The sequence below is a fragment of the Roseovarius ramblicola genome (genome assembly GCF_042430665.1).
Lineage (GTDB): Bacteria > Pseudomonadota > Alphaproteobacteria > Rhodobacterales > Rhodobacteraceae > Roseovarius > Roseovarius ramblicola.
Genome location: NZ_JBHMEC010000015.1, coordinates 332,303 through 356,128, shown reverse-complemented (window position 1 = coordinate 356,128; position 23,826 = coordinate 332,303). Strand labels below are relative to the sequence as shown.

20 protein-coding genes are annotated in these 23,826 nt (G+C 66.4%); 15 read left to right on the top strand and 5 right to left on the bottom strand.

Translation table 11 applies throughout. The features are described 5' to 3' along the window. The first annotated feature begins 4 nt into the window (after positions 1–4). The 5 genes from ACFFU4_RS10265 to ACFFU4_RS10245 all read left to right on the top strand — a co-directional run bounded on the left by ACFFU4_RS10265 (position 5) and on the right by ACFFU4_RS10245 (position 5,744). Positions 5–1,075: a radical SAM/SPASM domain-containing protein gene (locus ACFFU4_RS10265; RefSeq protein ID WP_377069673.1), complete on the top strand. Its 1,071-nt coding sequence runs from the start codon at positions 5–7 to the stop codon at positions 1,073–1,075. Next, entirely contained in the window at positions 1,072–2,124 is a 1,053-nt protein-coding gene (locus tag ACFFU4_RS10260) for a protein kinase family protein (protein ID WP_377069672.1), read from the top strand. Before ACFFU4_RS10265 ends, ACFFU4_RS10260 begins: the two co-directional genes overlap by 4 nt. A gap of 28 nt (positions 2,125–2,152) precedes the next feature. After that, positions 2,153–3,370 (top strand): ABC transporter substrate-binding protein, encoded by a 1,218-nt coding sequence (locus ACFFU4_RS10255; protein ID WP_377069671.1) that lies wholly within the window; start codon positions 2,153–2,155, stop codon positions 3,368–3,370. Between the two features lie 96 nt (positions 3,371–3,466). Beyond that, entirely contained in the window at positions 3,467–5,116 is a 1,650-nt protein-coding gene (locus ACFFU4_RS10250) for an ABC transporter permease (protein ID WP_377069724.1), read from the top strand. Then, entirely contained in the window at positions 5,109–5,744 is a 636-nt protein-coding gene (locus tag ACFFU4_RS10245) for an ATP-binding cassette domain-containing protein (protein WP_377069670.1), read from the top strand. Before ACFFU4_RS10250 ends, ACFFU4_RS10245 begins: the two co-directional genes overlap by 8 nt. Positions 5,745–5,997: 253 nt before the next feature. Here the strand turns inward: ACFFU4_RS10245 and pheS are convergent, their stop codons facing one another. The 4 genes from pheS to ACFFU4_RS10225 all read right to left on the bottom strand — a co-directional run bounded on the left by pheS (position 5,998) and on the right by ACFFU4_RS10225 (position 9,977). Continuing rightward, on the bottom strand, positions 5,998–7,071 hold the full coding sequence (pheS, locus tag ACFFU4_RS10240) for a phenylalanine--tRNA ligase subunit alpha (RefSeq protein ID WP_377069669.1): 1,074 nt from the start codon (positions 7,069–7,071) through the stop codon (positions 5,998–6,000). Between the two features lie 59 nt (positions 7,072–7,130). Beyond that, positions 7,131–7,928 (bottom strand): ion transporter, encoded by a 798-nt coding sequence (locus ACFFU4_RS10235; protein WP_377069668.1) that lies wholly within the window; start codon positions 7,926–7,928, stop codon positions 7,131–7,133. Positions 7,929–8,009: 81 nt separating this feature from the next. Further along, positions 8,010–8,390 (bottom strand): HIT domain-containing protein, encoded by a 381-nt coding sequence (locus ACFFU4_RS10230; protein WP_377069667.1) that lies wholly within the window; start codon positions 8,388–8,390, stop codon positions 8,010–8,012. Between the two features lie 9 nt (positions 8,391–8,399). Continuing rightward, the gene (locus tag ACFFU4_RS10225; protein ID WP_377069666.1) at positions 8,400–9,977 is read right to left on the bottom strand and encodes a DUF5928 domain-containing protein; all 1,578 of its coding nucleotides are present in this window, start codon (positions 9,975–9,977) and stop codon (positions 8,400–8,402) included. A gap of 140 nt (positions 9,978–10,117) precedes the next feature. Between ACFFU4_RS10225 and ACFFU4_RS10220 the strand changes: the two genes are divergently transcribed. From ACFFU4_RS10220 to gyrB, 8 genes are all read left to right on the top strand, one after another. Further along, positions 10,118–10,936, top strand: a complete 819-nt coding sequence (locus ACFFU4_RS10220) for a sulfotransferase family protein (RefSeq protein WP_377069665.1) — start codon at positions 10,118–10,120, stop codon at positions 10,934–10,936. A gap of 159 nt (positions 10,937–11,095) precedes the next feature. Next, positions 11,096–11,359 carry a 30S ribosomal protein S20 gene (rpsT, locus tag ACFFU4_RS10215; protein WP_377069664.1) on the top strand — a complete coding sequence of 88 codons (264 nt, stop codon included), beginning with the start codon at positions 11,096–11,098 and terminating at the stop codon, positions 11,357–11,359. A 470-nt stretch (positions 11,360–11,829) separates the two neighbouring features. Further along, a complete protein-coding gene (dnaA, locus tag ACFFU4_RS10210; RefSeq protein ID WP_377069663.1) occupies positions 11,830–13,188 on the top strand; it encodes a chromosomal replication initiator protein DnaA in 1,359 nt (452 codons plus the stop codon). A 131-nt stretch (positions 13,189–13,319) separates the two neighbouring features. Next, positions 13,320–14,438, top strand: coding sequence for a DNA polymerase III subunit beta (gene dnaN / locus ACFFU4_RS10205; RefSeq protein ID WP_377069662.1), 1,119 nt, complete (start codon positions 13,320–13,322; stop codon positions 14,436–14,438). Between the two features lie 53 nt (positions 14,439–14,491). After that, positions 14,492–15,604: a DNA replication/repair protein RecF gene (gene recF, locus ACFFU4_RS10200; protein WP_377069661.1), complete on the top strand. Its 1,113-nt coding sequence runs from the start codon at positions 14,492–14,494 to the stop codon at positions 15,602–15,604. Then, positions 15,601–16,032 (top strand): VOC family protein, encoded by a 432-nt coding sequence (locus tag ACFFU4_RS10195; RefSeq protein WP_377069660.1) that lies wholly within the window; start codon positions 15,601–15,603, stop codon positions 16,030–16,032. The genes recF and ACFFU4_RS10195 overlap by 4 nt, the downstream gene beginning before the upstream one ends. Then, entirely contained in the window at positions 16,029–16,649 is a 621-nt protein-coding gene (locus ACFFU4_RS10190; protein WP_377069659.1) for a LysE family translocator, read from the top strand. The genes ACFFU4_RS10195 and ACFFU4_RS10190 overlap by 4 nt, the downstream gene beginning before the upstream one ends. A gap of 89 nt (positions 16,650–16,738) precedes the next feature. Then, a complete protein-coding gene (gene gyrB, locus ACFFU4_RS10185; RefSeq protein ID WP_377069658.1) occupies positions 16,739–19,156 on the top strand; it encodes a DNA topoisomerase (ATP-hydrolyzing) subunit B in 2,418 nt (805 codons plus the stop codon). 34 nt (positions 19,157–19,190) lie between these two features. Here the strand turns inward: gyrB and ACFFU4_RS10180 are convergent, their stop codons facing one another. Then, positions 19,191–20,141: an isoaspartyl peptidase/L-asparaginase family protein gene (locus ACFFU4_RS10180; protein WP_377069657.1), complete on the bottom strand. Its 951-nt coding sequence runs from the start codon at positions 20,139–20,141 to the stop codon at positions 19,191–19,193. 190 nt (positions 20,142–20,331) lie between these two features. On the opposite strand from ACFFU4_RS10180, the gene ACFFU4_RS10175 reads away from it, so the two are divergent. Next, complete coding sequence (locus ACFFU4_RS10175) at positions 20,332–21,192, top strand: cyanophycinase (protein WP_377069656.1); 861 nt, start codon at positions 20,332–20,334, stop codon at positions 21,190–21,192. Beyond that, the gene (cphA, locus tag ACFFU4_RS10170) at positions 21,179–23,821 is read left to right on the top strand and encodes a cyanophycin synthetase (protein ID WP_377069655.1); all 2,643 of its coding nucleotides are present in this window, start codon (positions 21,179–21,181) and stop codon (positions 23,819–23,821) included. Before ACFFU4_RS10175 ends, cphA begins: the two co-directional genes overlap by 14 nt. The last annotated feature ends 5 nt before the right edge of the window (positions 23,822–23,826 follow it).

The window sequence follows — 23,826 nt, the reverse complement described above, 5'->3', positions numbered from 1 at the left end:
GCGGATGGAAAGCATCTATTACGTCCTGTGCTGGGCCTGCCACCGCCGCTGCAAGCATTGCTACGAGGCGCGCTTTCGCCCCTACGTTCGCGGCGCGCTGCGCGAGGTGGTGGAGGAGGCGCGCAGCACCTTTCCCAGGGTGATCGACAGCCTGCCCGACGAGTTGAGCTATCTCGACCTGAACGCGCCTTCGGAGACCGCACCCGGCGGCTACGAGCGGCGTGCCAGCCGGATCATCCTTGCGGGCGGCGAGGTGCTGGTCGATCCGGTGCGCGAGGAGGTGCTCTATCCCGCGCTGGAGGCGATCCAGGCGAAATACGGGCCGCAGGGCGTGCGGGTGATCGTGCAGACCACCGGTGATCTGGTCACGCCGCAGATCATTGATGAGCTGCTGGCGCGCGGGGTCTGGATGATCTCCTGCGCCGGGATGGACGATTTCCATGTCGGCCACGAGGGCGACAAGCGGGTGCCGCTCATCGACCGGCTGCGCGAGATGTTTGAGGCGGCGGGACTGCGCGACAGCGCGCTCGCCTCCACCACCCGCAACTGGGCCGATCAGACGACAGATCAGCCGGTTTATTCGATGTTCGGCGCCACGGAGGATGCCTGGATCGGCAAGATCTGGCCGCGCGGGCGGGCGTGGGAGAATTCGCTGTCGAAGGCCGGGATCACCGACAATTTCTGCAATGTCTGGTCGGGGGGGCTTGGCTTTCTCAACCGCGGCTACTCCGGCTCCGAGGTGTCCATCGACCCCAATGGCGATGTCTTTCCCTGTTGCCTCAAGACTGCGGCCCCCTTGGGAAATCTCTGCCAGGAGCGGCTGGAGGATATTCTCGACAGTCTGGTCGGGCATCCGGCGCTGGAGGCGATTTCCATGGGTCACCCAGAGCGGATGGGCATGGCGCATGGCTGGGACTTGCCCCGCTTCCTCGACGAATCCCGCACCACCCGGCCCGATGGCGAGCCTTATCGCAACCTCTGCATCGGCTGTGACCGCTTCTTTGAAAAGGTGCTGGGGCCGGAACTGGCGCGGTTGCGTGAGGAGCGGATCGCAGCGAAGCGGGCGGCGGAATGAGCGTGATCACCGAGGATCGCCGTGCCGCGCTTATCCCGACACTGAGGGCGGCGCTTGATGCGGCGGGCATCGCTCCCGGCAGGCCGGAACTGATGCCTGACACCGGGCTGGCGCATGACCATGTGCGGCTGGGCGGCACCGGCTGGATCGCGCGGTTGCCGAAGCAGAGCCAGATGCAGCTCGGGCCCGCCGAGAACCTCGCCTATCAGGCCGCCTGTTTCACCCGCGCGAGCGCATCCGGCCACGCCCCGCGCCTCCATGCCGTGCTGCCGCCCTCGGATGCGCTTCCGCGTGGCGGGCTGGTGGTGGAAGAGATCGCGGGACGGGTCGCACGCCTGCCCGAGGATCTGCCCGCCATCATGGCGGCGCTGGCCGCGATCCACAGCTTGCCGGTGCCGGAGGCGCGCGCGCCGCTGCTCGATCCGGCGGATCCGCTGGTCGGGCTGCTGGAGGAGATCGACGCGCAGGCGGCTTATCTGCACGCCGTGGACCCGGAAACGCGGGCCATCGTCGAAACCCACATCGCCGCCCTGCGCGATCTGGCCGCCGATGGGCCGCGCCCGCCCAAGCGGCTCATCTCCTTCGACGCCCATCCCGGCAATTTCCTGATCACGCCCGAGGGTCGCGCCGTGCTGGTCGATCTGGAAAAGGCCCGCTACAGCGCCCCGCCGCTCGATCTGGCCCACGCCACGCTCTACACATCGACCACCTGGGATGTGGCCACGCACGCCGTGCTGACGCCTGAACAGGTGGCGGAGGCGTGCCACCATTGGCTCGATTGCCTGCCCGAGGCCGAGCGTGCCGCCTTCGCGCCGTGGATTCTGCCGATGCGCCGCGCCATGTGGCTCTGGTCGATGACGTGGTGTGCGAAATGGCGCGTGCTGTCGGGGGCAGAGGCCAAGGCGACGCAGGATGGCGAGGACTGGGCGGCGGACAAGAGCGAGGCGGCGCTCATCGCCCATGTCCGGGGCCGCGTCGATCACTATCTCGACCCCGCGACGGCGACGCGGATGGATCAGGACTTCGCGCGCCTGGCCAATACACTATAACAAGACAACCCAACCAGGAGACCCCGACATGATCCGACAGATGCTGACATCGCTGGCAGCCCTTGCGCTGGCCGCACCGCTCGCGGCGCAAGAGGTGACACCCGACCCGAGGGACTGGGCGGCGATCACCGAGGCGGCAGAGGGGCAGACCGTCTATTGGCACGCCTGGGGCGGCTCGAACGCCATCAACGACTATATCGCCTGGGCGGGCGATGAGGTGGCCGGGCGCTATGGTGTCACCGTCGAGCATGTAAAGCTCAAGGACACCGCCGACGCCGTCAGCCGCGTCATCGCCGAGAAATCGGCGGGCAAGGATGCGGGCGGCGCGGTCGATCTCATCTGGATCAACGGCGAGAATTTCGCGGCGATGAAGGAGCAGGGGCTGCTCTATGGCCCCTGGGCCGGGGACCTGCCCAACTGGCAATACGTCGATGTCGAGGGCAAGGCCGCCGTGACCTCGGATTTCACCGTGCCGACCGAGGGGCTGGAGGCGCCGTGGGGCATGGCGCAGATCATCTTCTATCACGACACCGCCCGGCTGGCCGAACCGCCCCGCTCGATCCCTGCGCTGCGGGACTGGGCGCAGAACAATCCGGGCCGCTTCGCCTATCCGCAGCCGCCCGATTTCCTTGGCTCCACCTTCCTCAAGCAGGCGGTGATGGAACTGGCGCCCGACCCGTCGGTACTGACCGAGCCGGTCAGCGAGGAAAGCTATCACGAGGCCACCGCACCGCTCTGGGCCTATCTCGACGATCTCACGCCCAACCTGTGGCGCGGTGGTGCGGCCTATCCGCAATCGGGGCCGCGGCTGATTCAGCTCATGAATGATGGCGAGATCGACCTTGCGCTCAGCTTCAACCCCAACGAGCCGTCGAACGCCATCGCCAATTTTGAGCTGCCCGCGACCGTGCGCAGCTATGTGCTGGACGGCGGCACCATCGGCAACGCGAGCTTCGTTGCCATTCCCTATAATGCCAACGCCAAGGAGGGCGCGCTGGTGCTGGCGAATTTCCTGATGTCGCCGGAGGCACAGGCGCACAAGCAGGACCCCGAGGTCTGGGGCAACGGCACGGTGCTGGCGCTCGACACGCTCAGCCCCGAGGATCGCGCGGCTTTTGACGCGATCGAGCTTGGCGTCGCCACGCTCTCGCCCGATGAACTGGGCGATGCGCTGCCCGAGCCGCACCCGTCGTGGATGGTCCGGCTGGAGCATGACTGGACCGCGCGCTACGGCGTCGGTCAGTAGGTCCGCGTGCGCGCCGCTGCCAGCATCGCCCCCCGGCCACGTCCCGCGCGGCGGGCGCGGTTTCTGCCCTGGGCCCCGCTGCTGACGCTGGCGGTGATGCTGGGTCCGGTGCTGGCGGGGCTGCTGGGCACGCTCGCCCCGGCGCTGGGCTACATGCCGGCGCTGGGCGGCACGAGCGTCGGCCTTGCCGCCTTCGACGCGCTTTTCGCCTGGCCGGGCCTGCCCCGCGCGGCCGCGCTCAGCCTCGGGGTGGGGTTTGCGGCCACGGCGCTTTCGCTCGCCATCGTCACGCTGATCTGCGCGGGCTGGGCCGGGACGCGGACCTTTGGCACCATCGAGCGGCTGCTGTCGCCGCTCCTGTCGGTGCCGCACGCGGCGGCGGCCTTCGGCCTTGCCTTTCTCATCGCGCCTTCGGGCTGGATCGCCCGCGCGCTCTCGCCCGGCCTGACGGGGTGGGCGCAGCCGCCGGACCTGCTGATCCTTCAGGATCCGGCGGGGCTCAGCCTCATCTTCGGGCTTGTGACCAAGGAGGTGCCGTTCCTTTTGCTGATGACGCTCGCCGCGCTGACGCAGGTGCGCCCGGGCCAGAGCCTGCGGGTGGCGCAGGCGCTGGGTTACGGGCGGGTGAGCGGCTGGCTCAAGGTGGTGTTTCCGCTGGTCTACCGGCAGATCCGCCTGCCGGTCTACGCGGTGCTGGCGTTTTCCATGTCGGTGGTGGACGTGGCGATCATCCTCGGGCCGAACACGCCCCCCACCCTCGCCGTGCAGGTGGTCCGCTGGATGAGCGACCCCGACCTCGCGCTGCGCTTTCAGGCGGCGGCGGGGGCAGTGCTGCAACTGGGGCTGGTGCTGGCGGGCCTTGGCCTGTGGCGGCTGATGGAGATGGCCGTGGCCCGCGCCGGGCGTGCCTGGATCGCGCGCGGCGGGCGTGGGCGGCGTGGGGCCGGGCGGGCGCTGCGCGGCGGCGCGCTGGTGCTGGGCGCGCTGGCGGCGCTGGCGGTGATCGCGGGGCTGGCGGGCCAAGTGGTCTGGTCCTTCGCGGGCCTGTGGCAGTTTCCCGACCTGCTGCCTGACGGCTTTACCTTTCGCAACTGGGATCGCCACGGCCCGCGGCTCGCCGGCCCGGGGCTTGAGACGCTGCTCATCGCCGGGGCGGCGACGGGGCTCGCGCTTCTGCTGACGCTGGCGAGCCTGGAGGCCGAGCACCGCCACGGGCTGCGCCCCGCCACGCGGGCGCTGTGGCTACTCTACCTGCCGCTGATCGTGCCGCAGGTGGCGTTCCTCATGGGGTTTCAGACGCTGTCGATCCTGGCGGGCGTCGATGGCGGGCGCGCGGCGGTCATCCTCGCGCATCTGGTGTTCGTGCTGCCTTATGTCTTCCTGTCGCTGTCGGATCCGTGGCGCGCCTGGGACGCGCGGCAGGACATCGTTGCCCGCGCCCTGGGCGCAGGCCCGGATCGCGTGCTCTGGGCGGTGCGGCTGCCGATGCTGCTGCGTCCGGTGCTGATCGCTGCGGCGGTGGGGTTTGCCGTGTCGGTGGGGCAATACCTGCCGACGCTGTTGGTCGGCGCGGGCCGGGTGGCCACGCTCACCACCGAGGCGGTGGCGCTGGCGGCGGGGGGCGACCGGCGGGCCATCGGGGTCTATGCGCTGGCGCAGACGGCGGCGGCGTTCGCGCCCTTCGCCCTCGCCGTGCTGCTGCCACGGATCGCGTGGCGCAACCGCATGGGGATGCGTGATGGCTGAGGGTCTGCGGTTCGAGCATGTCACGATCTCGCTGGGCCCCGAGCGGCTCATCGCGCTCGATTGCACGGTGGGGCCGGGCGAGGTGCTGACGGTGATGGGGCCGTCGGGCTCGGGCAAGTCCACGCTGCTCGCGGCGATCACCGGCACGCTTGATGCGGCCTTTGCCATGACCGGGCGCATCCGGCTTGACGGGCATGATCTCGCGGGCCTGCCCACCGAGGCGCGGCGCGTGGGCATCCTGTTTCAGGACGAATACCTGTTTCCGCACCTCTCGGTCGGGGCCAACCTCGCCTTCGGCCTCAAGCCCGGGGTGACGGGCCGCGCCGCCCGCCGCGCGCGGGTCGGGGCGGCGCTGGCCGAGGTGGGCCTCGCGGGCTTTGCCGAGCGCGACCCGGCGACGCTCTCGGGCGGTCAGCGGGCGCGGGTGGCGCTGCAACGGATGCTGCTCTCGGAGCCGCGCGCGCTGCTGCTGGACGAGGCGTTCTCCAAGCTCGACACCGGGCTGCGCGCGCAGGTCCGCGCGCTGGTGTTCGACACCGCGCGACAGAGGGCGCTGCCGGTGCTGCAAGTCACCCACGACCATTCCGACGCCGAGGCGGCGGGGGGAGAGGTGATGACGGTGGGGTGAGGGCGGACCGGCTCGGCTCCGCTCGCGCGGAACAAGGCGTGCTTGCACGCCGCCGCGCATCGTCATGCCAGCGGCATGCCTACGGCATGACGCCGCCCCCACGGCACGGCGATTAGGTTGCAACCTGCACGCCGCTCGGGTCTTTTTCGGATGTGGCTGCCATAAAGCGCGGCAGAAGGACCGTGGGATCGCCGCGCCGCGGCCCGTCGATGCGCGGCGCTGCTGTTAGGTCGGCACCAACCCGCTCCGCCGCCTACCGCGACAACCCGCCATGCAGCGTCGGCACATCAAGCGCCGCAAACCCGTAATGCCGCAGCCACCGCAGGTCTGAATCAAAGAACGCCCGCAGATCCGGGATGCCGTATTTCAGCATCGCGATGCGGTCGATCCCCAGGCCGAAGGCAAAGCCCTGCCATTCATTCGGGTCGATATGGCCCGCCTCCAGCACGCGGGGATGCACCATCCCGGACCCGAGGATTTCCAGCCAGTCATCGCCCTCGCCGACCTTGAGCGTGCCACCCTCCCAGCTACACCGGATATCCACCTCCGCCGACGGCTCGGTGAACGGGAAATGCGAGGCGCGAAAGCGCAGGTCGACCTGATCCACCTCGAAGAACGCCTTGACGAATTCCTCCAGTACCCACTTGAGATTGGCCATGGAAATATCGCGGTCGATGGCCAGCCCCTCGACCTGATGGAACATCGGCGTGTGCGTCTGGTCGTAATCCGCGCGATAGACGCGGCCCGGCGCGATCACCCGGATCGGCGCACCCTGCGCCTGCATGGCGCGGATCTGCACCGGCGAGGTATGGGTGCGCAGCACATGCGGGGGCCGGTCGTCGCCCTCGGCGCGATGCATGTAGAACGTGTCCATCTCGGCGCGGGCGGGGTGGTGCGAGGGGATGTTGAGCGCGTCGAAATTGTACCAGTCGCTTTCCACCTGCGGCCCCTCGGCCACGGCAAACCCCATGTCTGCAAAGATCGCCGTGACCTCCTCGGTCACCTGGGACACGGGATGGATCGTGCCCTGCCGCCGGGGGCGCCCCGGCAGCGTCACGTCGAGCCACTCGGCGCGCAGCCGCTCATCCAGCGCGGCATCGGCGAGCGCCGCCTTGCGCGCGGCGAGCGCCGAATTGATCTCGTCCTTGAGCGCGTTGAGGCGCGGGCCAGCCTCCTGCCGCTCCTCGGGGCTCATCCTGCCAAGCTCGCGCATCGCGAGGCTGATCTCGCCCTTCTTGCCCACGGCCTGCACGCGCAAGGTTTCAATCGCGGCCTCGTCGCGCGCATCGGCAATTGCTGTCAGGTATTTCTCGCGCAGGTCGCTCATGTCCGTCACCCCGATACTGTTATCGGCGGGTTACCGCGCATCCGGGATCAGCGCAAGCGTCAGGGGCGCGGCCCGCCCCCGCCCGACTGCGCGCGCATCATCTCTTCCAGCCGGTCGAGCCGGCCCAGCACCTCGTCGCGATAGGTATCGGTCTTTTCCGCGTCCTCGGTATGGTGGGCGTCCTGCATCGAGTTGACGATGAGGCCCACCAGCAGGTTCACCACCGCGAAGGTGGTGACCATGATGAACGGCACAAAGAAGCCCCAGGCATAGGGAAACACCTCCATCACCGGGCGCACGATCCCCATCGACCACGATTCCAGCGTCATGATCTGAAAGAGCGAATAGGCCGACCGCCCCAGATCGCCGAACCATTGCGGGAACGCCTCGCCAAAGAGCTTGGTCGCCATCACCGACCCGATGTAGAAGATCATCCCCATCAGCAGGAACACCGAGCCCATCCCCGGCAGCGCCGTCACCAGCCCCTCGACCACCCGGCGCAGCGACGGCGCCACCGAAACCACGCGCAAGAGACGCAGGATGCGCAGCGCCCGCAGCACCGACAGTCCCTGTGTCGTCGGCACCAGCGAAATGCCCACGATCACGAAATCAAAGACGTTCCAGCCGCGGCGAAAGAACCCGCCGAGACCCCGCGCATAGAGTTTGGCCACGATCTCGACGACGAAGAACGACAGGCACAGCTTGTCCAGCGCGGTGATGAGCGCCCCCGCCCGCGCCATCAGCGGCCCGACCGTTTCCAGCCCGAGGATCACGGCGTTGAACACGATCACGCCGAGGATGGCGTTCTGGAAAAGCGGCGTGTCGAGAAACCCGCCGACGCGGTTGCGAAAATTCATTCCCTGCCTGTTCGTTCGCGCTGCACTCAGGCGATCATATGGGCGCGCCCGCCCGGCCCCGCAAGCGCGCCCGTGCGCGCCTCATGCCCGCGCCAGCATCCGGCCCAGCGGGCGACCGCCAAGGATGTGCAGGTGGTAATGCGGCACCTCCTGAACCCCGGCCTCGCCCGAGTTGGAAATGGCGCGGAAACCGGCACCGCCGTCGCCCGGTGTCACCCCGGTCATTCGGCAGATTTCGGCCACGGCGCGCGTGAAATCCACGATCTCGGCCTCGCTCGCCTCGGCGGCGAAATGCGCATGATCCACATATGCCCCCTTGGGGATCACCAGAACATGCACCGGTGCCTGCGGCTGGATATCCTCGAAGGCGAGGGTGTGCCCGGTCTCCAGCACGGTCTTGTTGGGGATCTCGCCGCGCAGGATTTTCGCGAAAATGTTCTGGTCGTCGTAGGTATAGGCCATGGGGTCTCCTCAATCCGCGAAAAGATGGTCGAACTCGGCGATGTCCTGCGCCTTCTCGGCGGGAATATCAAGGAACTGCGCCAGCAGATCGGCGGAACGCTCGCGCGCGTCCCCCTCGCGCAGGATGAAATGGCTGGCGAAACCGGCATCGCGGATGCGGTCGCTCTCGTGGGTGATGTCGTGCCGGATGGTCGGCAGCAGCCGCGCCAGAGTCTCCGGCCGGGTCCGCTCTCCCGCGAGCCCGACGCGCCGTGCGTGGCCGCCGAGATAGGTATCGGAAAACGCGCACTGGATCTCGAGCAACCGCGTTCTCGCGCGGTCGCCGCAGAAATCCGTCAGCAAATCCATCGAGGCCGGGTCCATGCAGATGACGAGGCGGTCGGTCCGGTAATAGTCGAACAACATCCGCATCAGCGCGCGGCGGTGGCGGGTGCGCTTGGCAAGACTGAGCTGGATGCCGCCGAGATCGGGCAGCGCCGTGCCCTCCTCGTTGAACAGGTATTCGATCACCGGCAGGTCGGTCATCCGCCGGATGCGCGCCACCAGCCGCTTGGCCACATGCCATTTCTTGCAGATCACGATCAGCAGTTCGCGGTCGCGCCCGATGGTGCTCTCGACCTCCCAGAAGCGCCGGGCAAAGCGCCGCCCCTCGCGCCCGCGCCCGGCAAGGAACCGGTAGAGGTTGCGACCCTCGTCCGATATGCTGAATTCGGCGGTATCGTCGCTGTAGAGCGAGCCGAGCCTGCGCCGCAACTGCACCGCCTCGGGGCTGATCTTGCGCGCGAACAGATTGTCTTGCCCCAGCAGGAGGTCGTAGTGATCGTTGTAGAAGGTCACCGGCATGCCGTAATCGGTGAACATCAGGAAGGTCAGCGTGCGCGTCTCGATCTCGGTCCCGGGGACCAGATGGCGCACCAGCGTCTGAAAGAACGTCTCGTCGGGAATCCAGGTGGTGCGGAAAAACCGCATCACGTCGCGCCTTGCCTTCGTGAAATCGAGAATCCATTCCACCGTGCGGCGGCGCAGGCACCACCATTGGCTGCCGATCTGCACGTCGATGTCATGCGGGATATCGCGCGTGAGCCGCAGCCGTTTCTGCAGGTTGAACGATGTGTAGAATCGCCATGGCTGCGTGCGCTCGTTGAAGAAATGGCGGTAGGTGAGCCGCTCTTCCTTCATCCCGGTCTTGATCCAGTCGCTTTCGAAAAAGTCGAAGCTCTCGATGTAATCGACGTCGTGGGCATCGAGAAATGCGTGGGCATAGCGCGCCGACTTGATCGGTGCGCAATCGCCTGACAGCATATAGAAATGCGTCGCGCGCGGAAAGTGCCCGACCGCCGCCTCCACCGCGTGCAGCGTCGCCTGCACCAGCGACCACTCGCCCCAGCCGCACCTGATCCTGCGCCGGGCGAAGACCACGTTGGGATTGTCTGCAAGCTCCGCGCGAATGCGCGCAAAGGCGTCGGCACTGGCGCGCGCGTCGAAATGGATCGCGATGTAGTCGCCCGCCTCGGTCAGCATCCGCGCTTGCCGCACGATGGCCTCGGGATCCTTGTGACACAGCAGGATGAAGGCGATTCTGGCCATTGAGAATACGATGTCCTAGACTTCGCGGGCTTTGCTATACCAGTAGCGGTGAACAGAGCTTCAATAAACAGCCTTTCTTTTTTTTTTGAAGCGGTTAGTAGACATGCTTACCCGGCGGCAGAACGAGAGGCGCGGCGAGGATGGGGTTTCCCGGCACATGGATGACCGAGAGCGAGAGCGTGGTCTACCGCGTGGTGCCGAAATGCGCCTGCTCGACGATCGGGCAGATCATGTATTATTCGGATCACGGCACGTTCTTTGACGGTGACATCCACGACGCCATGTCGGGGATGCACAAATGGGCCATCGAGGACAGCCAGAAGCTGATCGCGGACAATGTCCGCAGCCATCGCTCCTATGCCTTCACCTGTGTGCGCAACCCCTACACGCGCATCCTGTCGTCGTTCTTCGACAAGATATGCGGCATCCAGCGCAACGGGCGGCGCTACCGTGGCAAGCTCGTGCCGATGGTGATCCAGAAATACGGCATCGAGGTGGGTGGCGAGGACGGGCGCGGCGAGTTCGACCAGATCAGGAGCTTTCGCCGCTTCCTGCTGTTTGCCCGCGACACCATCCGCTGGAAACGCCCGATGGAGCCCGACATCCACTGGTCGGCCATGTCCGGCCATGTCTCGACCTTCATCGTCAATGGCGGGCGCTACGACCGGATATTCTGGACCGAAAAGTTCAACGAGGGGATGGGCGCGGTGCTCGCCGATATCGACACGCCCCACGCGGTCGATCTCGAAACGATCCCGCGCTTCAACGAATCCGAGGGCCACGGTCCGAAACGCGCCCACCCGGTCGAGGATTATTTCGACGACCTGTCGATGCACCTGGTCTACGAAATCTACAAGCGCGATTTCGAGGTGTTCAAATACGACTTCGAGAACCCGGCCAACAAGATGCCGGTGGCCGAGATCGACCTCGACGAGGTCCACGCCAAGCTGGGGGAGTAGCGGCGCGGGGTTGCATTTCCCCGCGACTCGCGTATACGCCGCGCCAGACATGCGCGTGATGCCCGCTACCAGGCAAGAGCCGAGGCCCCCGGAACGGCGGGGCCGGACCGGGTATCTGTGCAACCAGAAATTGACAGACCCGGAAAGGTTCAGACACCCATGGCCAACACGATCCAGTCCAAGAAGCGCGCGCGTCAGAACGAGAAGCGCTATGCCATCAACAAGGCGCGCCGCTCGCGCATCCGCACCTACCTGCGCAAGGTCGAAGAGGCGATTGCCTCGGGCGACAAGGACGCCGCCGTCGGCGCGCTGCGCGCCGCCCAGCCCGAACTGATGCGCGGTGTCACCAAGGGCGTGTTCCACAAGAACACCGCCGCGCGCAAAATCTCGCGGCTGGCATCGCGGGTAAAGGCGCTGGGCTGACCTGCCACAAGGGTTTGAAATCAAGCGGGCATCGCCTTCGGGTGGTGCCCGTTTGCGTTTGTGCCCTTATGTGACAGGCGGAGATTCTTTTCCGCCCCCGTTCTGTCAAGCGCAATGATGAGTTGTCCGGGCCCGCGCGGCGTTGCTAACGTCCTAGAGCGATTCACGCTTGGGGGGACAGGCCATCGCAAGCCGGTGGGCAGCGTCGCTGCCCCGGCTCGCCAGGTGAGGGCTTTTTCGCTCTCTGGTTCTGTCTGATGGCATTTTGACGGAGGATCTTCCGCGGCTTTGGGACGGGCCGCAACGTGGAGGTTTTCCATCATGGTGCAGTGTGCAAGGGCGCATCTTCCTGGTGCCGGTCCGTGGCCGGTGTCATGGGTGTCCTTTGTTCTCCGTCGCGGATTGCCGGTTTTGACCTGTCGCCGGGCGTGTGTCCCGGCGGCCTACAAAAGAGCAGCGGAACGGGACATATGACACAAGAACAGTGGGGGGAGCTCAAGCAGCAGATCCGCGAGGCGGTCGGACAGAACAAGTTTCGCAACTGGATAGAGCCGCTCGAATTCGACGACCTTTCGGACGGTGTGGCCACGCTCTCGGTTCCGACCCGGTTCATCGGCAATTACGTGGCGCAGCATTTCGGCGACCTGATTCTCTACAAGTTGACACAGGTCGATTCCGCGGTTCGCAAGCTCGACTTCCGCGTTGCCGCCAACGGGGCAGAGGCCCCGCGCCCCGCACAGGACGCGCCGCAGGCGGCCCCCGCCCGCGCGTCGCGGAGCGACACGCCGCTGCATTCCGCGCCTCTGGACGATCGGTTCCGCTTCGACAGCTTTGTCGTGGGCAAGCCCAACCAGCTCGCCCATGCCGCCGCGCGCCGCGTCGCCGAGGGCGGCGAGACCACCTTCAACCCGCTGTTTCTCTATGGCGGCGTCGGCCTCGGCAAGACCCACCTGATGCACGCCATAGCCTGGGAGTTGGTCGAGCAGCGGCCCGACATGACCGTGCTCTATCTCTCGGCAGAGCAGTTCATGTATCGCTTCGTGCAGGCGCTGCGCGACCGCAAGATCATGGATTTCAAGCAGATGTTCCGCTCGGTCGATGTGCTGATGGTCGATGACGTGCAGTTCATCGCCGGCAAGGACAGCACGCAGGAGGAATTCTTTCACACCTTCAACGCGCTGGTCGACCAGAACAAGCAGATCGTCATCTCCGCCGATTGCGCGCCGGGAGAGATCGCGCGGCTGGAGGACCGGATCAAGTCGCGGCTGCAATGCGGCCTCGTGGTGGACCTGCACCCCACCGATTACGAATTGCGCCTCGGCGTGCTCCAGAACCGGGCCGAGCGCTATCGCGAGCGTCAGCCCGACCTTGCCATCGAGGACGGTGTGCTGGAATTTCTCGCGCACCGCATCAACACCAATGTGCGCGTGCTCGAAGGGGCGCTGACGCGGCTCTGCGCGTTTGCGTCGCTGGTGGGCAAGCCGATCTCGCAGGAGCTGACGCAGGATTGCCTGTCGGACATGCTGCGCAGCTACGAGCGCAAGCTCTCGGTCGAGGAGATCAAGCGCAAGGTGGCCGATCACTACAACATCCGCCTGTCCGACCTCGTCGGGCCCCGGCGCACGCGCTGCTACGCGCGGCCGCGGCAGATGGCGATGTACCTGTGCAAGCAGCTCACAAGCCGCTCGCTGCCCGAAATCGGGCGCAGCTTCGGCGGACGCGACCACACCACCGTGATGCACGGGGTCAAGAAGATTGACGAGCTGCGCCAGAAGGATGCCCAGATCGCCGACGACCTCGAATTGCTGCGCCGCGCGCTCGAGGCCTGAGGTCACGGGCGGGCCCCGGCACTTGACGCAGTGGCCAATCCGGCTGACAACGTCACAAAGCGCTTGAGCCGGAGGAGGATTTCGCTACCGTGCCCCTCCCGGCGCGACCGGAATCTGACAGGAGCGAGGGCATGAAATTCAGCATCGAACGGGGCACGCTGCTCAAGGCGGTGGCGCAGGCGCAATCGGTGGTCGAGCGCCGCAACACTATCCCGATCCTCGCCAACGTGCTGATCGAGGCCGAGGGCGAGCGCGTGCAGTTCCGCGCCACCGATCTCGATATCGAGATCGTGGACATGGCGACCGCGCAGGTCGAGCGCGCGGGCGCGACCACGGTCTCGGCGGTGATGCTGCACGAGATCGTGCGCAAGCTGCCCGATGGCGCGCTCGTCACGCTCTCCGAGGATGCCACCTCGGGGCGGCTGACGGTGCAGGCCGGGCGGTCGAACTTCAACCTCGCGACCCTGCCGAAAGAGGACTTCCCGGTGATGGCCTCGGCAGAGTACGCCAGCAATTTCTCGGTGCCCGCCGCAACGCTGCGGCGGCTGTTCGACAAATCGAAGTTCGCCATTTCCACCGAGGAAACCCGCTATTACCTCAACGGCGTCTATATGCATGTCTCCGAGGCCGATGGCGGGCAGGTGCTGCGCTGCGTGGCCACCGACGGCCACCGGCTTGCCCGGATCGACGCCGATCTGCCACAGGGCGCAGGCGACATGCCCGGCGTGATCGTTCCGCGCAAGACGGTGGGCGAATTGCGCAAGCTGCTCGACGATGACGACATGAAGATCGCGGTTTCGGTGTCCGAGACCAAGGTGCGCTTTGCCACCCCCGACATCACGCTGACGTCCAAGGTGATCGACGGCACCTTTCCCGATTACACCCGCGTTATCCCGCAGGGCAACACCAAGCGGCTTGAGGTCGACGCCGCCGAATTTGCCCAGGCCGTTGACCGCGTCGCCACCGTCAGTTCCGAGCGGTCCCGCGCGGTCAAGCTCGCGCTGGACGAGGACCGTCTCGTGCTCTCGGTCAACGCCCCCGACAGCGGCGCGGCCGAGGAAGAGCTGGCCGTGGCCTATGGCGACGAGCGGCTGGAAATCGGTTTCAACGCCAAGTACCTGCTGGAAATCGCCAGTCAGGTGGACCGCGAGAACGCCGTGTTCCTGTTCAACTCCTCGGGCGATCCCACGCTGATGCGCGAGGGCAACGACACGACGGCGGTCTATGTCGTGATGCCGATGCGGGTGTGACATCTGTCGGAGCCTCCGGCGGGGATATTTCTGGCAAGATGAAAGGGTCGTGAATGCCCGGCCTCTACCTGTCGGAATTGACCCTCTCGCATTTCCGGTCGCATAAATCCGCGCGGCTCACGCTCGATGCGCGGCCGGTGGCGATCTTTGGTCCCAACGGCGCGGGCAAGACCAACCTGATCGAGGCGGTTTCGCTCCTGTCGCCCGGGCGGGGCCTTCGGCGGGCGGCGGCGCAGGACATGGCGCGCCGGCCTGAATCCCTCGGGTGGAAGATCACCGGCATCCTGCACTCGCTGACCCGTGTCCACGAGGTCGAAATCCAGTCGGAGGAGGGCGCGGCGCGGCAGGTCCGCATCGACGGCAAACCCGCCGCGCAACTGATGCTGGGCCGCATCGCCCGCGTGCTCTGGCTGATTCCGGCGATGGATCGGCTCTGGATCGAGGGGGCCGAGGGGCGCCGCCGGTTTCTCGACCGGCTGACCATGAGCTTCCTGCCCGGCCATGCCGATGCGGTGCTGGCCTATGAAAAGGCCATGCGCGAACGCAACCGCCTGCTCAAGGACCAGGTGCGCGACGCGCATTGGTATCTGGCGCTGGAGCGGCAGATGGCCGAGAGCGGTGCGGCGATCCACGCCAACCGGCAGCAGGCTCTGGCGCTCATCGCCGGCGCGCAGATGCAGGCCGAAACCGCCTTTCCCACCGCCGAACTGGAGCTGACCCAGACCGAGGGCGAGATGCCTGACAGCGCCGATGACCTGCGCGAGGTGCTGGCCGAAAGCCGGTTTCGCGATCTGATTGCCGGGCGCACGTTGGTCGGCCCGCACCGTGCCGACCTTTACGGCGTCTATGCCGCCAAGGGCGTGCCCGCCGCCGAGTGCTCCACCGGCGAGCAGAAGGCGCTTCTGGTGTCGCTCATGCTCGCCAATGCCCGCGCTCTGGCGCGCGATTTCGGGGCACCGCCGATCCTGTTGCTGGACGAGGTCGCCGCCCATCTTGACGCCGACCGCCGCGCTGCGCTTTATGACGAGGTTTGCGGCCTCGGCGCGCAGGCGTGGATGACCGGTACCGGGCCGGAGCTTTTTGCCGAACTGGGCTGTCGGGCGCAGCACATCCATGTCACCGACACCGACGGCACCAGCCAGATCACAGAGGAGGCCACACGATGACCCCGCAGCGCGTGACCCTCATCACCCTTGGCGTCGACGATCTTGACCGCGCGCGGGCATTCTACGCGGCCCTCGGCTGGACACCGGCAGAGGCGCAGGACGAGGTCGTTTTCTACCAGATGAACGGGCTGGTCCTCGGACTGTTCGGCAAATCCGACCTGGCCGCCGATCAGGGGCGGCCGGATTCCGTGCTCGGCACCGGCGCGATGACGCTGGCGCAGAACTTCCCCACCGAGGCCGAGGTGGACGCCGCCTATGACCGGGCCATCGCCGCCGGAGCCACGCCGCTCAAGCGCCCCGAAAAGGTGTTCTGGGGCGGCTATTCCGGCTATTTCGCCGATCCCGACGGGCATGTCTGGGAACTGGCGATGAATCCCTTCTGGCCGCTCGCGCCCGATGGCAGCCTCACCTTGCCCGAGGCCCCATGACCATCGCGGTCTTTGACCTCGCGCTTTATGCCGCCGCCATGGCCGGGCTCTGGGCGGTGCCCGGCCCGGTCTGGGTGGCGCTTACCGCGCGCGCCCTGTCGGGCGGTATGCGGGGCGCGTGGCCGCTGGCCGTCGGCGTGGCGCTGGGCGACCTGATCTGGCCGCTCTGCGCGATCCTCGGGCTGGCCTGGGTGCTGTCGCTCTATGGCGACGCGCTGGCGCTCTTGCGCTGGGTCGCGGCGGCGGTGTTCATCGTGATGGGGCTGCTGTTGATCCGCAAACCCGCACGCGCCCCGAGTGCCGATAGCCGCATGACGAAGCCGGGCATCTGGGCCGGGTTCTCGGTCGGCATGGCGGCGGTGATCGGCAATCCCAAGGCGATCCTGTTCTACATGGGCTTCCTGCCGGGCTTCTTCGATCTCACGCGCGTCACGGTCCCCGACATCGCCGCCATCCTCGCGGTCTCTGCCGTCGTGCCGATGCTGGGCAACCTCGCGCTCGCCTTCTTCCTCGACCGCGCGCGCCGCCTGCTGCAGAGCCCGAGGGCGATCGCGCGGATGAATATCGCCTCCGGCGTGCTGCTCATCTTCGTTGGTCTGGTGATCCCGTTCACCTGAGCACGAAACAGCGCAAAATATGGGGTGGGGCCGTGACATTCCCCCCCAGACTTCGTATAAAATACGAAACATTCCAAAGGGTAATCCGCATGTCCGAACCCGCCATCGCGCCAGAAGAATACGGTGCCGATTCCATTAAGGTTCTCAAGGGGTTGGAGGCTGTCCGCAAGCGCCCCGGCATGTATATCGGGGATACCGATGACGGCTCGGGCCTGCACCACATGGTCTACGAGGTCGTCGATAACGGCATCGACGAGGCGCTGGCCGGTCACGCCGACGCCGTCAACGTCACGATCCATGCCGATTCCAGCGTCTCGGTCAGCGACAACGGCCGCGGCATCCCCACCGATATCCACGAGGAAGAGGGGGTCTCGGCCGCCGAGGTCATCATGACCCAGCTTCACGCCGGCGGCAAGTTCGACCAGAATTCCTACAAGGTTTCGGGCGGGCTGCACGGGGTGGGCGTCTCGGTGGTCAACGCGCTCTCCGATTGGCTGGAGCTGCGTGTCTGGCGGAACGGCAAGGCGCATCTCGCCCGCTTCGAGGGCGGCTTTACCACCGAGCATCTGCGCGTGGTCGGCGACGCCGAGGGCCGCAAGGGCACCGAGGTGCGCTTTCTCGCCTCCACCGAGACGTTCAGCAACCTCGATTACAGCTTCGAGATTCTGGAGCGGCGGCTGCGCGAGCTGGCTTTTCTCAATTCCGGCGTGCGCATCATCCTGCGCGACGAGCGCCCGCCCGAGCCGCTGGAGAGCGAGCTTTTCTACGAGGGCGGGGTCAAGGAATTCGTCAAGTATCTCGACCGGCACAAGACCCCGATGATGCCCGATCCGATCTTTATCACCGGCGAGCGCGACGGGATCACCGTCGAGGTGGCGATGTGGTGGAACGACAGCTACCACGAGACGGTGCTGCCGTTCACCAACAACATCCCGCAGCGCGACGGCGGCACCCACATGGCGGGCTTTCGCGGCGCGCTCACCCGCACCATCAACGCCTATGCCCAGACCACCGGCATCGCCCGCAAGGAAAAGGTCAGCTTCACCGGCGACGACGCCCGCGAGGGGCTCACTTGCGTGCTGTCGGTCAAGGTGCCCGATCCGAAATTCTCCAGCCAGACCAAGGATAAGCTCGTAAGCTCCGAGGTGCGCCCGGCGGTCGAGGGGCTGATGGGCGAGAAACTCGCCGAATGGTTCGAGGAAAACCCCCAGATTGCCAAGATCATCGTCGGCAAGATCATCGAGGCCGCCCATGCCCGCGAGGCGGCACGCAAGGCGCGCGACCTGACCCGCCGCAAGAACCCGATGGACGTGAATTTCCTCGCCGGCAAGCTCAAGGATTGCTCAAGCAAGGACCCGTCCAAGACCGAGCTTTTCCTCGTCGAGGGGGATTCGGCGGGCGGCTCGGCGCAGACCGGGCGCGACCGGGGAACGCAGGCGGTTCTGCCGCTGCGCGGCAAGATCCTCAATGTCGAGCGCGCCCGATTTGACCGGATGCTGGGCTCTCAGGAGATCGGCAACCTTGTCATGGCCCTCGGCACCGGCATTGGTCGGGACGAGTTCGACATCTCGAAACTGCGCTACCACAAGATCGTCATCATGACCGATGCCGACGTCGACGGCGCGCATATCCGCACGCTGCTGCTGACCTTTTTCTACCGGCAGATGCCTGAGCTGATCGAGGGCGGATACCTCTACATCGCGCAGCCCCCGCTCTACAAGGTGATGCGCGGCAAGTCCGAGGTCTATCTCAAGGATCATCCCTCGCTCGAGGATTACCTGATCGAGCAGGGTACCACCGATGCCGCCCTGCGGCTTGGCAGCGGCGAGGAGATCGCCGGGCCGGACCTCGTGCGCGTGGTCGAGGAGGCGCGGCAGGCCAAGCGCATTCTGGAGGCGTTCCCCACGCATTACCCCCGCCATATCCTCGAACAGGCGGCCATCGCCGAGGCGTTCCTGCCCGGGCGCGTGGATGCGGACCTGCAGGGCGTGGCCGATACCGTGGCCGCCCGGCTCGACATGATCTCGAACGAATACGAGCGCGGCTGGCAGGGCCGCCCGACGCAGGATCACGGGCTGCGCCTCAGCCGCACGGTGCGTGGCGTCGAGGAAATCCGCACGCTCGATGGCCCCGTCCTGCGCGGCGGCGAGGCGCGCAGGCTCGCGCAGATGACGCAGGCGCTGCGCGACATCTACCGCGAGAAGGCGATGCTTTTGCGCAAGGATCGCGCCCAGCCGATCTTCGGTCCGCTCGACCTGTTGACCGCGATCCTCAAGGAGGGCGAGAAGGGCCTCACCCTCCAGCGCTACAAGGGGCTCGGAGAGATGAACCCCGACCAGCTCTGGGAAACCACCCTCGACCCCGAGGCGCGCACGCTGCTTCAGGTCAAGATCGACGACGTGGCCGAGGCGGATGATCTCTTTACCAAGCTGATGGGCGACGTGGTCGAACCGCGCCGCGAGTTCATCCAGGAAAACGCGCTCAGCGTCGAAAACCTGGATTTCTGAGCAGTTCTCCGGCGCGGCTGGAACGCGCGCGCGTTCATTCGCAGTCTCGCGACACGCTGTGATATATCGCTGTTTCCGGCGCGTCGCCGTCTCGAACACAGCCGCGGTACATCCCGTCGCAGTTGAACGGCATCGCGAGTGTCCCGTCGCGGGCGACGCAGATCAGTCCGCCCGAGCCGCCGATGGCGGTCAGGTCGTGCAGGATGACCTGCCGCGCGGCCTCGGGCATCGGCTGTCGGGCCAGCCTCATGCGCGCGTCGATCTCATGCGCGACGGACAGGCGGATGAACGCTTCACCATCGCCGGTGGCCGAGACCGCGCAGGTGGCATCATCGGCGAAGGTGCCGGCACCGATGATCGGGCTGTCGCCGATACGGCCCGTGCGCTTGGCCGTCATGCCGCCCGTGGATGTCGCCGCGGCAAGAGTGCCTGCGCGGTCCAGCGCCACCGCCCCGACCGTGCCGTGACGCCGGGCAGGATCGTCGTCAAGGGTGCCGTCGGCCTCCATCCTGAGGGTGCCTTGCAGGCTGTCCCAGCGTTCCTGCGTAAAGAAATAGGCATCGTCCTCGAACGCGAGCCCGGCATCGCGCGCGATTTGCAGCGCGCCCTCACCGGCCATCATGACATGATCGGTCCGCTCCATGACGGCACGGGCCAGGCGCACCGGATTGCGGACCCCGGCGATGCCCGCGACCGCCCCGGCCTTGCGCCCGCGCCCGTCCATGATCGCGGCATCCATCTCGTGTCGGCCATCACGGGTAAACACGGCCCCGCGCCCGGCGTTGAACAAGGGCTCGTTTTCAAGCGCTTCCACTGCGGCGGTGACGGCATCGAGGGCGCTGCCATCCGCGGCCAGCACGGCCTGTCCGGCGGCCAGCACGCGGTCAAGGGCCGCGTGATACGCCGCCTCCTTTGCCGGGGTCATATCTCCACGGGGCAGGACGCCGGCGCCGCCATGAATTGCCAGGACGAAGCCAGATGTCACGGTTTGTCCTTTCAAAGATCGCCCGGAAGCCGTTGAAACGAAGGGGTGATTCGTCTCGCCTGATCGCGGGCGGCTTCAGTGTCACAAAAATGCACGTCGCTTGCTTCTGACGCGGCCGAGGACCACATACAACTGGACGCAAACCGCTTGCAAGGTATAGCTGTTCTCCAGCGCTCAAAGGAGGTCCTGCATGGACATGTCGATACACCCCGCCACGCGGGGTAAACTGGTCGCCATCGGCGGGGCCGAGGACAAGACAACACAGGCCGACGTCCTGAAACGTGTCCTGGCGTTCAGCCGCGATCCCGCGCCGGTCGTCGGCGTCATTACCACGGCCAGCAGCATCCCCGACGACGTTTTCGAGGATTATCGCGGGGTGTTCGACCGCCTGGGGGCGGGCGAGGTGCTCGACATCCGCATCCGCGACCGGGCCGATGCAATGGCTCCGACATTCGTCGAAATGCTCTCGCGTTGCGACGTGATCTTTCTTTCGGGCGGCGACCAGATGCGCCTGACGAGCATATTCGGAGGCTCGCCGGCGCTCGACATGATCCGCAAGCGCCAGGCGCAGGGGGCCGTCATTGCCGGAACGAGCGCCGGGGCCGCCTGTCAGTCCACGACCATGGTGTACGGCGGCGATGCGACCGACGCGCTCCGCAAGGGTGCGGTAAAGATGTCGGCCGGCTTCGGCTTGATGGAGGGCGTGATCATCGACACGCATTTTCTCGAACGCGGGAGGTTCTCGCGCCTCATGGAAGTGGGGGCGACGAACCCCGAATTGCTCGGGGTCGGCCTCGGAGAGGACGCGGCCGTGCTGTTCGAGGATGACAAGCTTTTTGCCTTCGGGCCCGGACATGTTATAGTGGTCGACAGTGCACAGACGACAGGCTCGAACGTGTTCGACCTGTCCGACGGTGAGGCGGTGAGCGTCCACAACGTCATAATGCACGCGCTGATCGACGGAGACGCCTACAGTTTGGCTGATCGGCGAGTCCTTGGCCCTGAAGAGGCCGCGACCCTGGAGATGAAAAAACAGAATGCGCATTCTTGAGCATCGCGCACTGCGCGGGCCTAACTATTACAGCCGCTATCAAGCCATCTACATGCGGCTCGACATCGAGCAGTTGGAACACCGCCCGAGTGACAAGGTTCCCGGCATTGCGGAGAAGCTCGAAGCGGTCATCCCCACCATCCATGAACACCGCTGTTCGGTCGGCGAGCCGGGCGGCTTTCTGCAGCGGGTGCAAAACGGCACCTATGCCGGGCACATGGTCGAACATGTGGCCATCGAACTGCAGAACATGGTCGGCTTTTCGGTGGGCTACGGCAAGACCGTGGACAGCTACGAGACCGGTATCTACAACGTCATCTACCGCTACCGCGACGAGGCCACCGGTCTTGCCGCGGGTAAGGCCGCGGTGGAGATCGTGCAAACGCTTTACGACGGCGGGTTCGTCGATCTCGATCCGATCCTGCAGCACCTCAAGGAGGTGCGGGACGCCAATGCGCTCGGCCCATCGACCGGCGCGATCGTCGAGGCTGCCAAGGCCCGCAACATACCGTGGAACAATCTGACCGAGGGCACCAGCTATACCCAGCTCGGGCACGGCGTGAAGCAGCGCCGCTTCCAGGCGACGGTGACCGACGCGTCGGGCATCATCGGCCATGCGATCGCCGACGACAAGGACTGGACCAAGCAGATACTCGGCGATGCCGGCGTGGCCGTGCCCAGGGGCTGCACCTGCTATACCTGGGAAGAGGTGAAGGAGGCCGCCGAATGGATCGGCTGGCCGGTGGTGACCAAGCCGCTGGCCGGTAATCACGGCCGCGGCGTGACCACCGACATCGCCAGCATGGACGACCTGAAATCGGGCTACGAGGCAGCGCTCGCGCGGGTGCGCGACGACTCCTGCGCGGTGATCGTGGAAAGCTACATCAAGGGCGAGGACCACCGAATGCTGGTGATCGGCGGCAAGCTGATCGCCGCCGCCCGCCGCCGGCCCGCGCATGTCACGGGCGACGGCAAATCGACGATCCGCGCCTTGATCGACAAGGCCAACGAAGACCCCCGCCGCGGCGTCGGCCACGAGAACCTGCTGACGCAAATCCATGTCGACGAGCAGACCCAGCGCATGCTCGACCAGGCCGGGCTGACGCTCGATTCGGTCCCCGGCGAGGGCGCGATGGTGTTTCTGAAATCCACCGCCAACATTTCGACCGGCGGGACGGCGACGGATCTCACCGACGAGGTGCATCCCGATATCAAGTTCGCGATGGAGCGCATCGCCCGGCTTGTCGGGCTGGACGTGATCGGCATAGACCTGCTGGCGGAAACCCTGACCAAGCCGCTGGATCAGCAATCCGCGGGCGTGGTCGAGGTCAATGCCGGGCCGGGATTCCGGATGCACATGGCACCGACCCACGGCACGCCGCGCCCTGTCGGCGAGCATGTGGTCGAAATGCTGTTTCCCGACCCCAAGGATGACGGCCGGGTCCCGATCACGGCGATCACCGGGACCAACGGCAAGACAACGACGACGCGCCTGACGACGCATATCCTGCGTCAAGCCGGCTATTCCGTGGGAATGGGCTGTACCGGCACGGTCGAGATCGACAACCATGTGATCCTGCGGGGTGACTATTCCGGCCCGGCGGCGGCGGCGGCAGTGCTGCACGAACCCACGGTGGAACACGCGGTGCTCGAGGTGGCGCGTGGCGGCATCATGCGCCGCGGCCTCGGCTTCGACGAATGCGACGTGGGCGTGCTGCTCAACATCGCGTCGGACCATCTGGGCGAGCGCGACATTCACACGCTCGAGGAACTGGCGCGCTGCAAGACCGTGGTCGTGGACGCCGTCAAGCGAGAGGGCGGCTATTGCGTGCTGAACGCAGACGACCCGCTGGTGATGGAGCATGGCACCTACTGGGCGCGGGGTGAGATCATCTATTTCTCGATGGACCCGGACAACCCCGCCCTGGCCGATCACCTGAGCCGGGGCGGCGAGGTGTTCACCGTCAATGCCGGGCGGATCGTCCTTATGCGGGGCAAGGTTCTGGTGGATGTGGTCGACGTCAACGACGTGCCGATCGCGTTCGAGGGGCACGCGCCGTTCAACGTGCAGAACGCGATGGCCGCCGCGGCGGTGGCACTGGCGCATGGCATCGAGATCGACGACATCCGCGCCGGGCTGCTGACCTTCCACCCAACCCCGGCGCAGATGCCCGGGCGCACCAACTATTTCGAGGCCGACGGCGTCTATTGCCTGATCGACTACGGTCACAACGTGCCGGCGCTGGTGGCGTTGGAGCCGCTCGTGAACGGGCTTGGACAACAGCGCAAGATCGGGGTTTCGAGCGCGCCGGGCAATCGCCGCGACGAAGACCTCGCCGCTCTGGGCGCGCAACTCGCCAAGATGTGCGACGTGCTCTATGTCTACGAATCCGACGCGCGCGGGCGCGCCGAGGGCGAGACGGCAGAGCTGATCCGCAAGGGCGCGTCAGATGCCGGATCGGACTGCGCGGTCGAGGTCATCATGAAGGAAAAGGACGCGGTTGACCGGGCCATCGCGGATGCCGTGCCGGGCGATTTCCTGCTGTTGCTGGTGGACGATATCACCGGCACCACCGAGCGGCTCAAGGGGCGCAGCTTTCCGGTTCAGTCCGATCTCTCACAGGCGTGACGTGA

Bases quoted from the DNA above. Each gene is read 5' to 3' on its own strand.
- ACFFU4_RS10265 (WP_377069673.1), top strand. From the start codon at position 5: ATGGAAAGCATCTATTACGTCCTGTGCTGGGCCTGCCACCGCCGCTGC.
- ACFFU4_RS10260 (WP_377069672.1), top strand. From the start codon at position 1,072: ATGAGCGTGATCACCGAGGATCGCCGTGCCGCGCTTATCCCGACACTG.
- ACFFU4_RS10255 (WP_377069671.1), top strand. From the start codon at position 2,153: ATGATCCGACAGATGCTGACATCGCTGGCAGCCCTTGCGCTGGCCGCA.
- ACFFU4_RS10250 (WP_377069724.1), top strand. From the start codon at position 3,467: ATGCTGGGTCCGGTGCTGGCGGGGCTGCTGGGCACGCTCGCCCCGGCG.
- ACFFU4_RS10245 (WP_377069670.1), top strand. From the start codon at position 5,109: ATGGCTGAGGGTCTGCGGTTCGAGCATGTCACGATCTCGCTGGGCCCC.
- pheS (WP_377069669.1), bottom strand. From the start codon at position 7,071: ATGAGCGACCTGCGCGAGAAATACCTGACAGCAATTGCCGATGCGCGC.
- ACFFU4_RS10235 (WP_377069668.1), bottom strand. From the start codon at position 7,928: ATGAATTTTCGCAACCGCGTCGGCGGGTTTCTCGACACGCCGCTTTTC.
- ACFFU4_RS10230 (WP_377069667.1), bottom strand. From the start codon at position 8,390: ATGGCCTATACCTACGACGACCAGAACATTTTCGCGAAAATCCTGCGC.
- ACFFU4_RS10225 (WP_377069666.1), bottom strand. From the start codon at position 9,977: ATGGCCAGAATCGCCTTCATCCTGCTGTGTCACAAGGATCCCGAGGCC.
- ACFFU4_RS10220 (WP_377069665.1), top strand. From the start codon at position 10,118: ATGGGGTTTCCCGGCACATGGATGACCGAGAGCGAGAGCGTGGTCTAC.
- rpsT (WP_377069664.1), top strand. From the start codon at position 11,096: ATGGCCAACACGATCCAGTCCAAGAAGCGCGCGCGTCAGAACGAGAAG.
- dnaA (WP_377069663.1), top strand. From the start codon at position 11,830: ATGACACAAGAACAGTGGGGGGAGCTCAAGCAGCAGATCCGCGAGGCG.
- dnaN (WP_377069662.1), top strand. From the start codon at position 13,320: ATGAAATTCAGCATCGAACGGGGCACGCTGCTCAAGGCGGTGGCGCAG.
- recF (WP_377069661.1), top strand. From the start codon at position 14,492: ATGCCCGGCCTCTACCTGTCGGAATTGACCCTCTCGCATTTCCGGTCG.
- ACFFU4_RS10195 (WP_377069660.1), top strand. From the start codon at position 15,601: ATGACCCCGCAGCGCGTGACCCTCATCACCCTTGGCGTCGACGATCTT.
- ACFFU4_RS10190 (WP_377069659.1), top strand. From the start codon at position 16,029: ATGACCATCGCGGTCTTTGACCTCGCGCTTTATGCCGCCGCCATGGCC.
- gyrB (WP_377069658.1), top strand. From the start codon at position 16,739: ATGTCCGAACCCGCCATCGCGCCAGAAGAATACGGTGCCGATTCCATT.
- ACFFU4_RS10175 (WP_377069656.1), top strand. From the start codon at position 20,332: ATGGACATGTCGATACACCCCGCCACGCGGGGTAAACTGGTCGCCATC.
- cphA (WP_377069655.1), top strand. From the start codon at position 21,179: ATGCGCATTCTTGAGCATCGCGCACTGCGCGGGCCTAACTATTACAGC.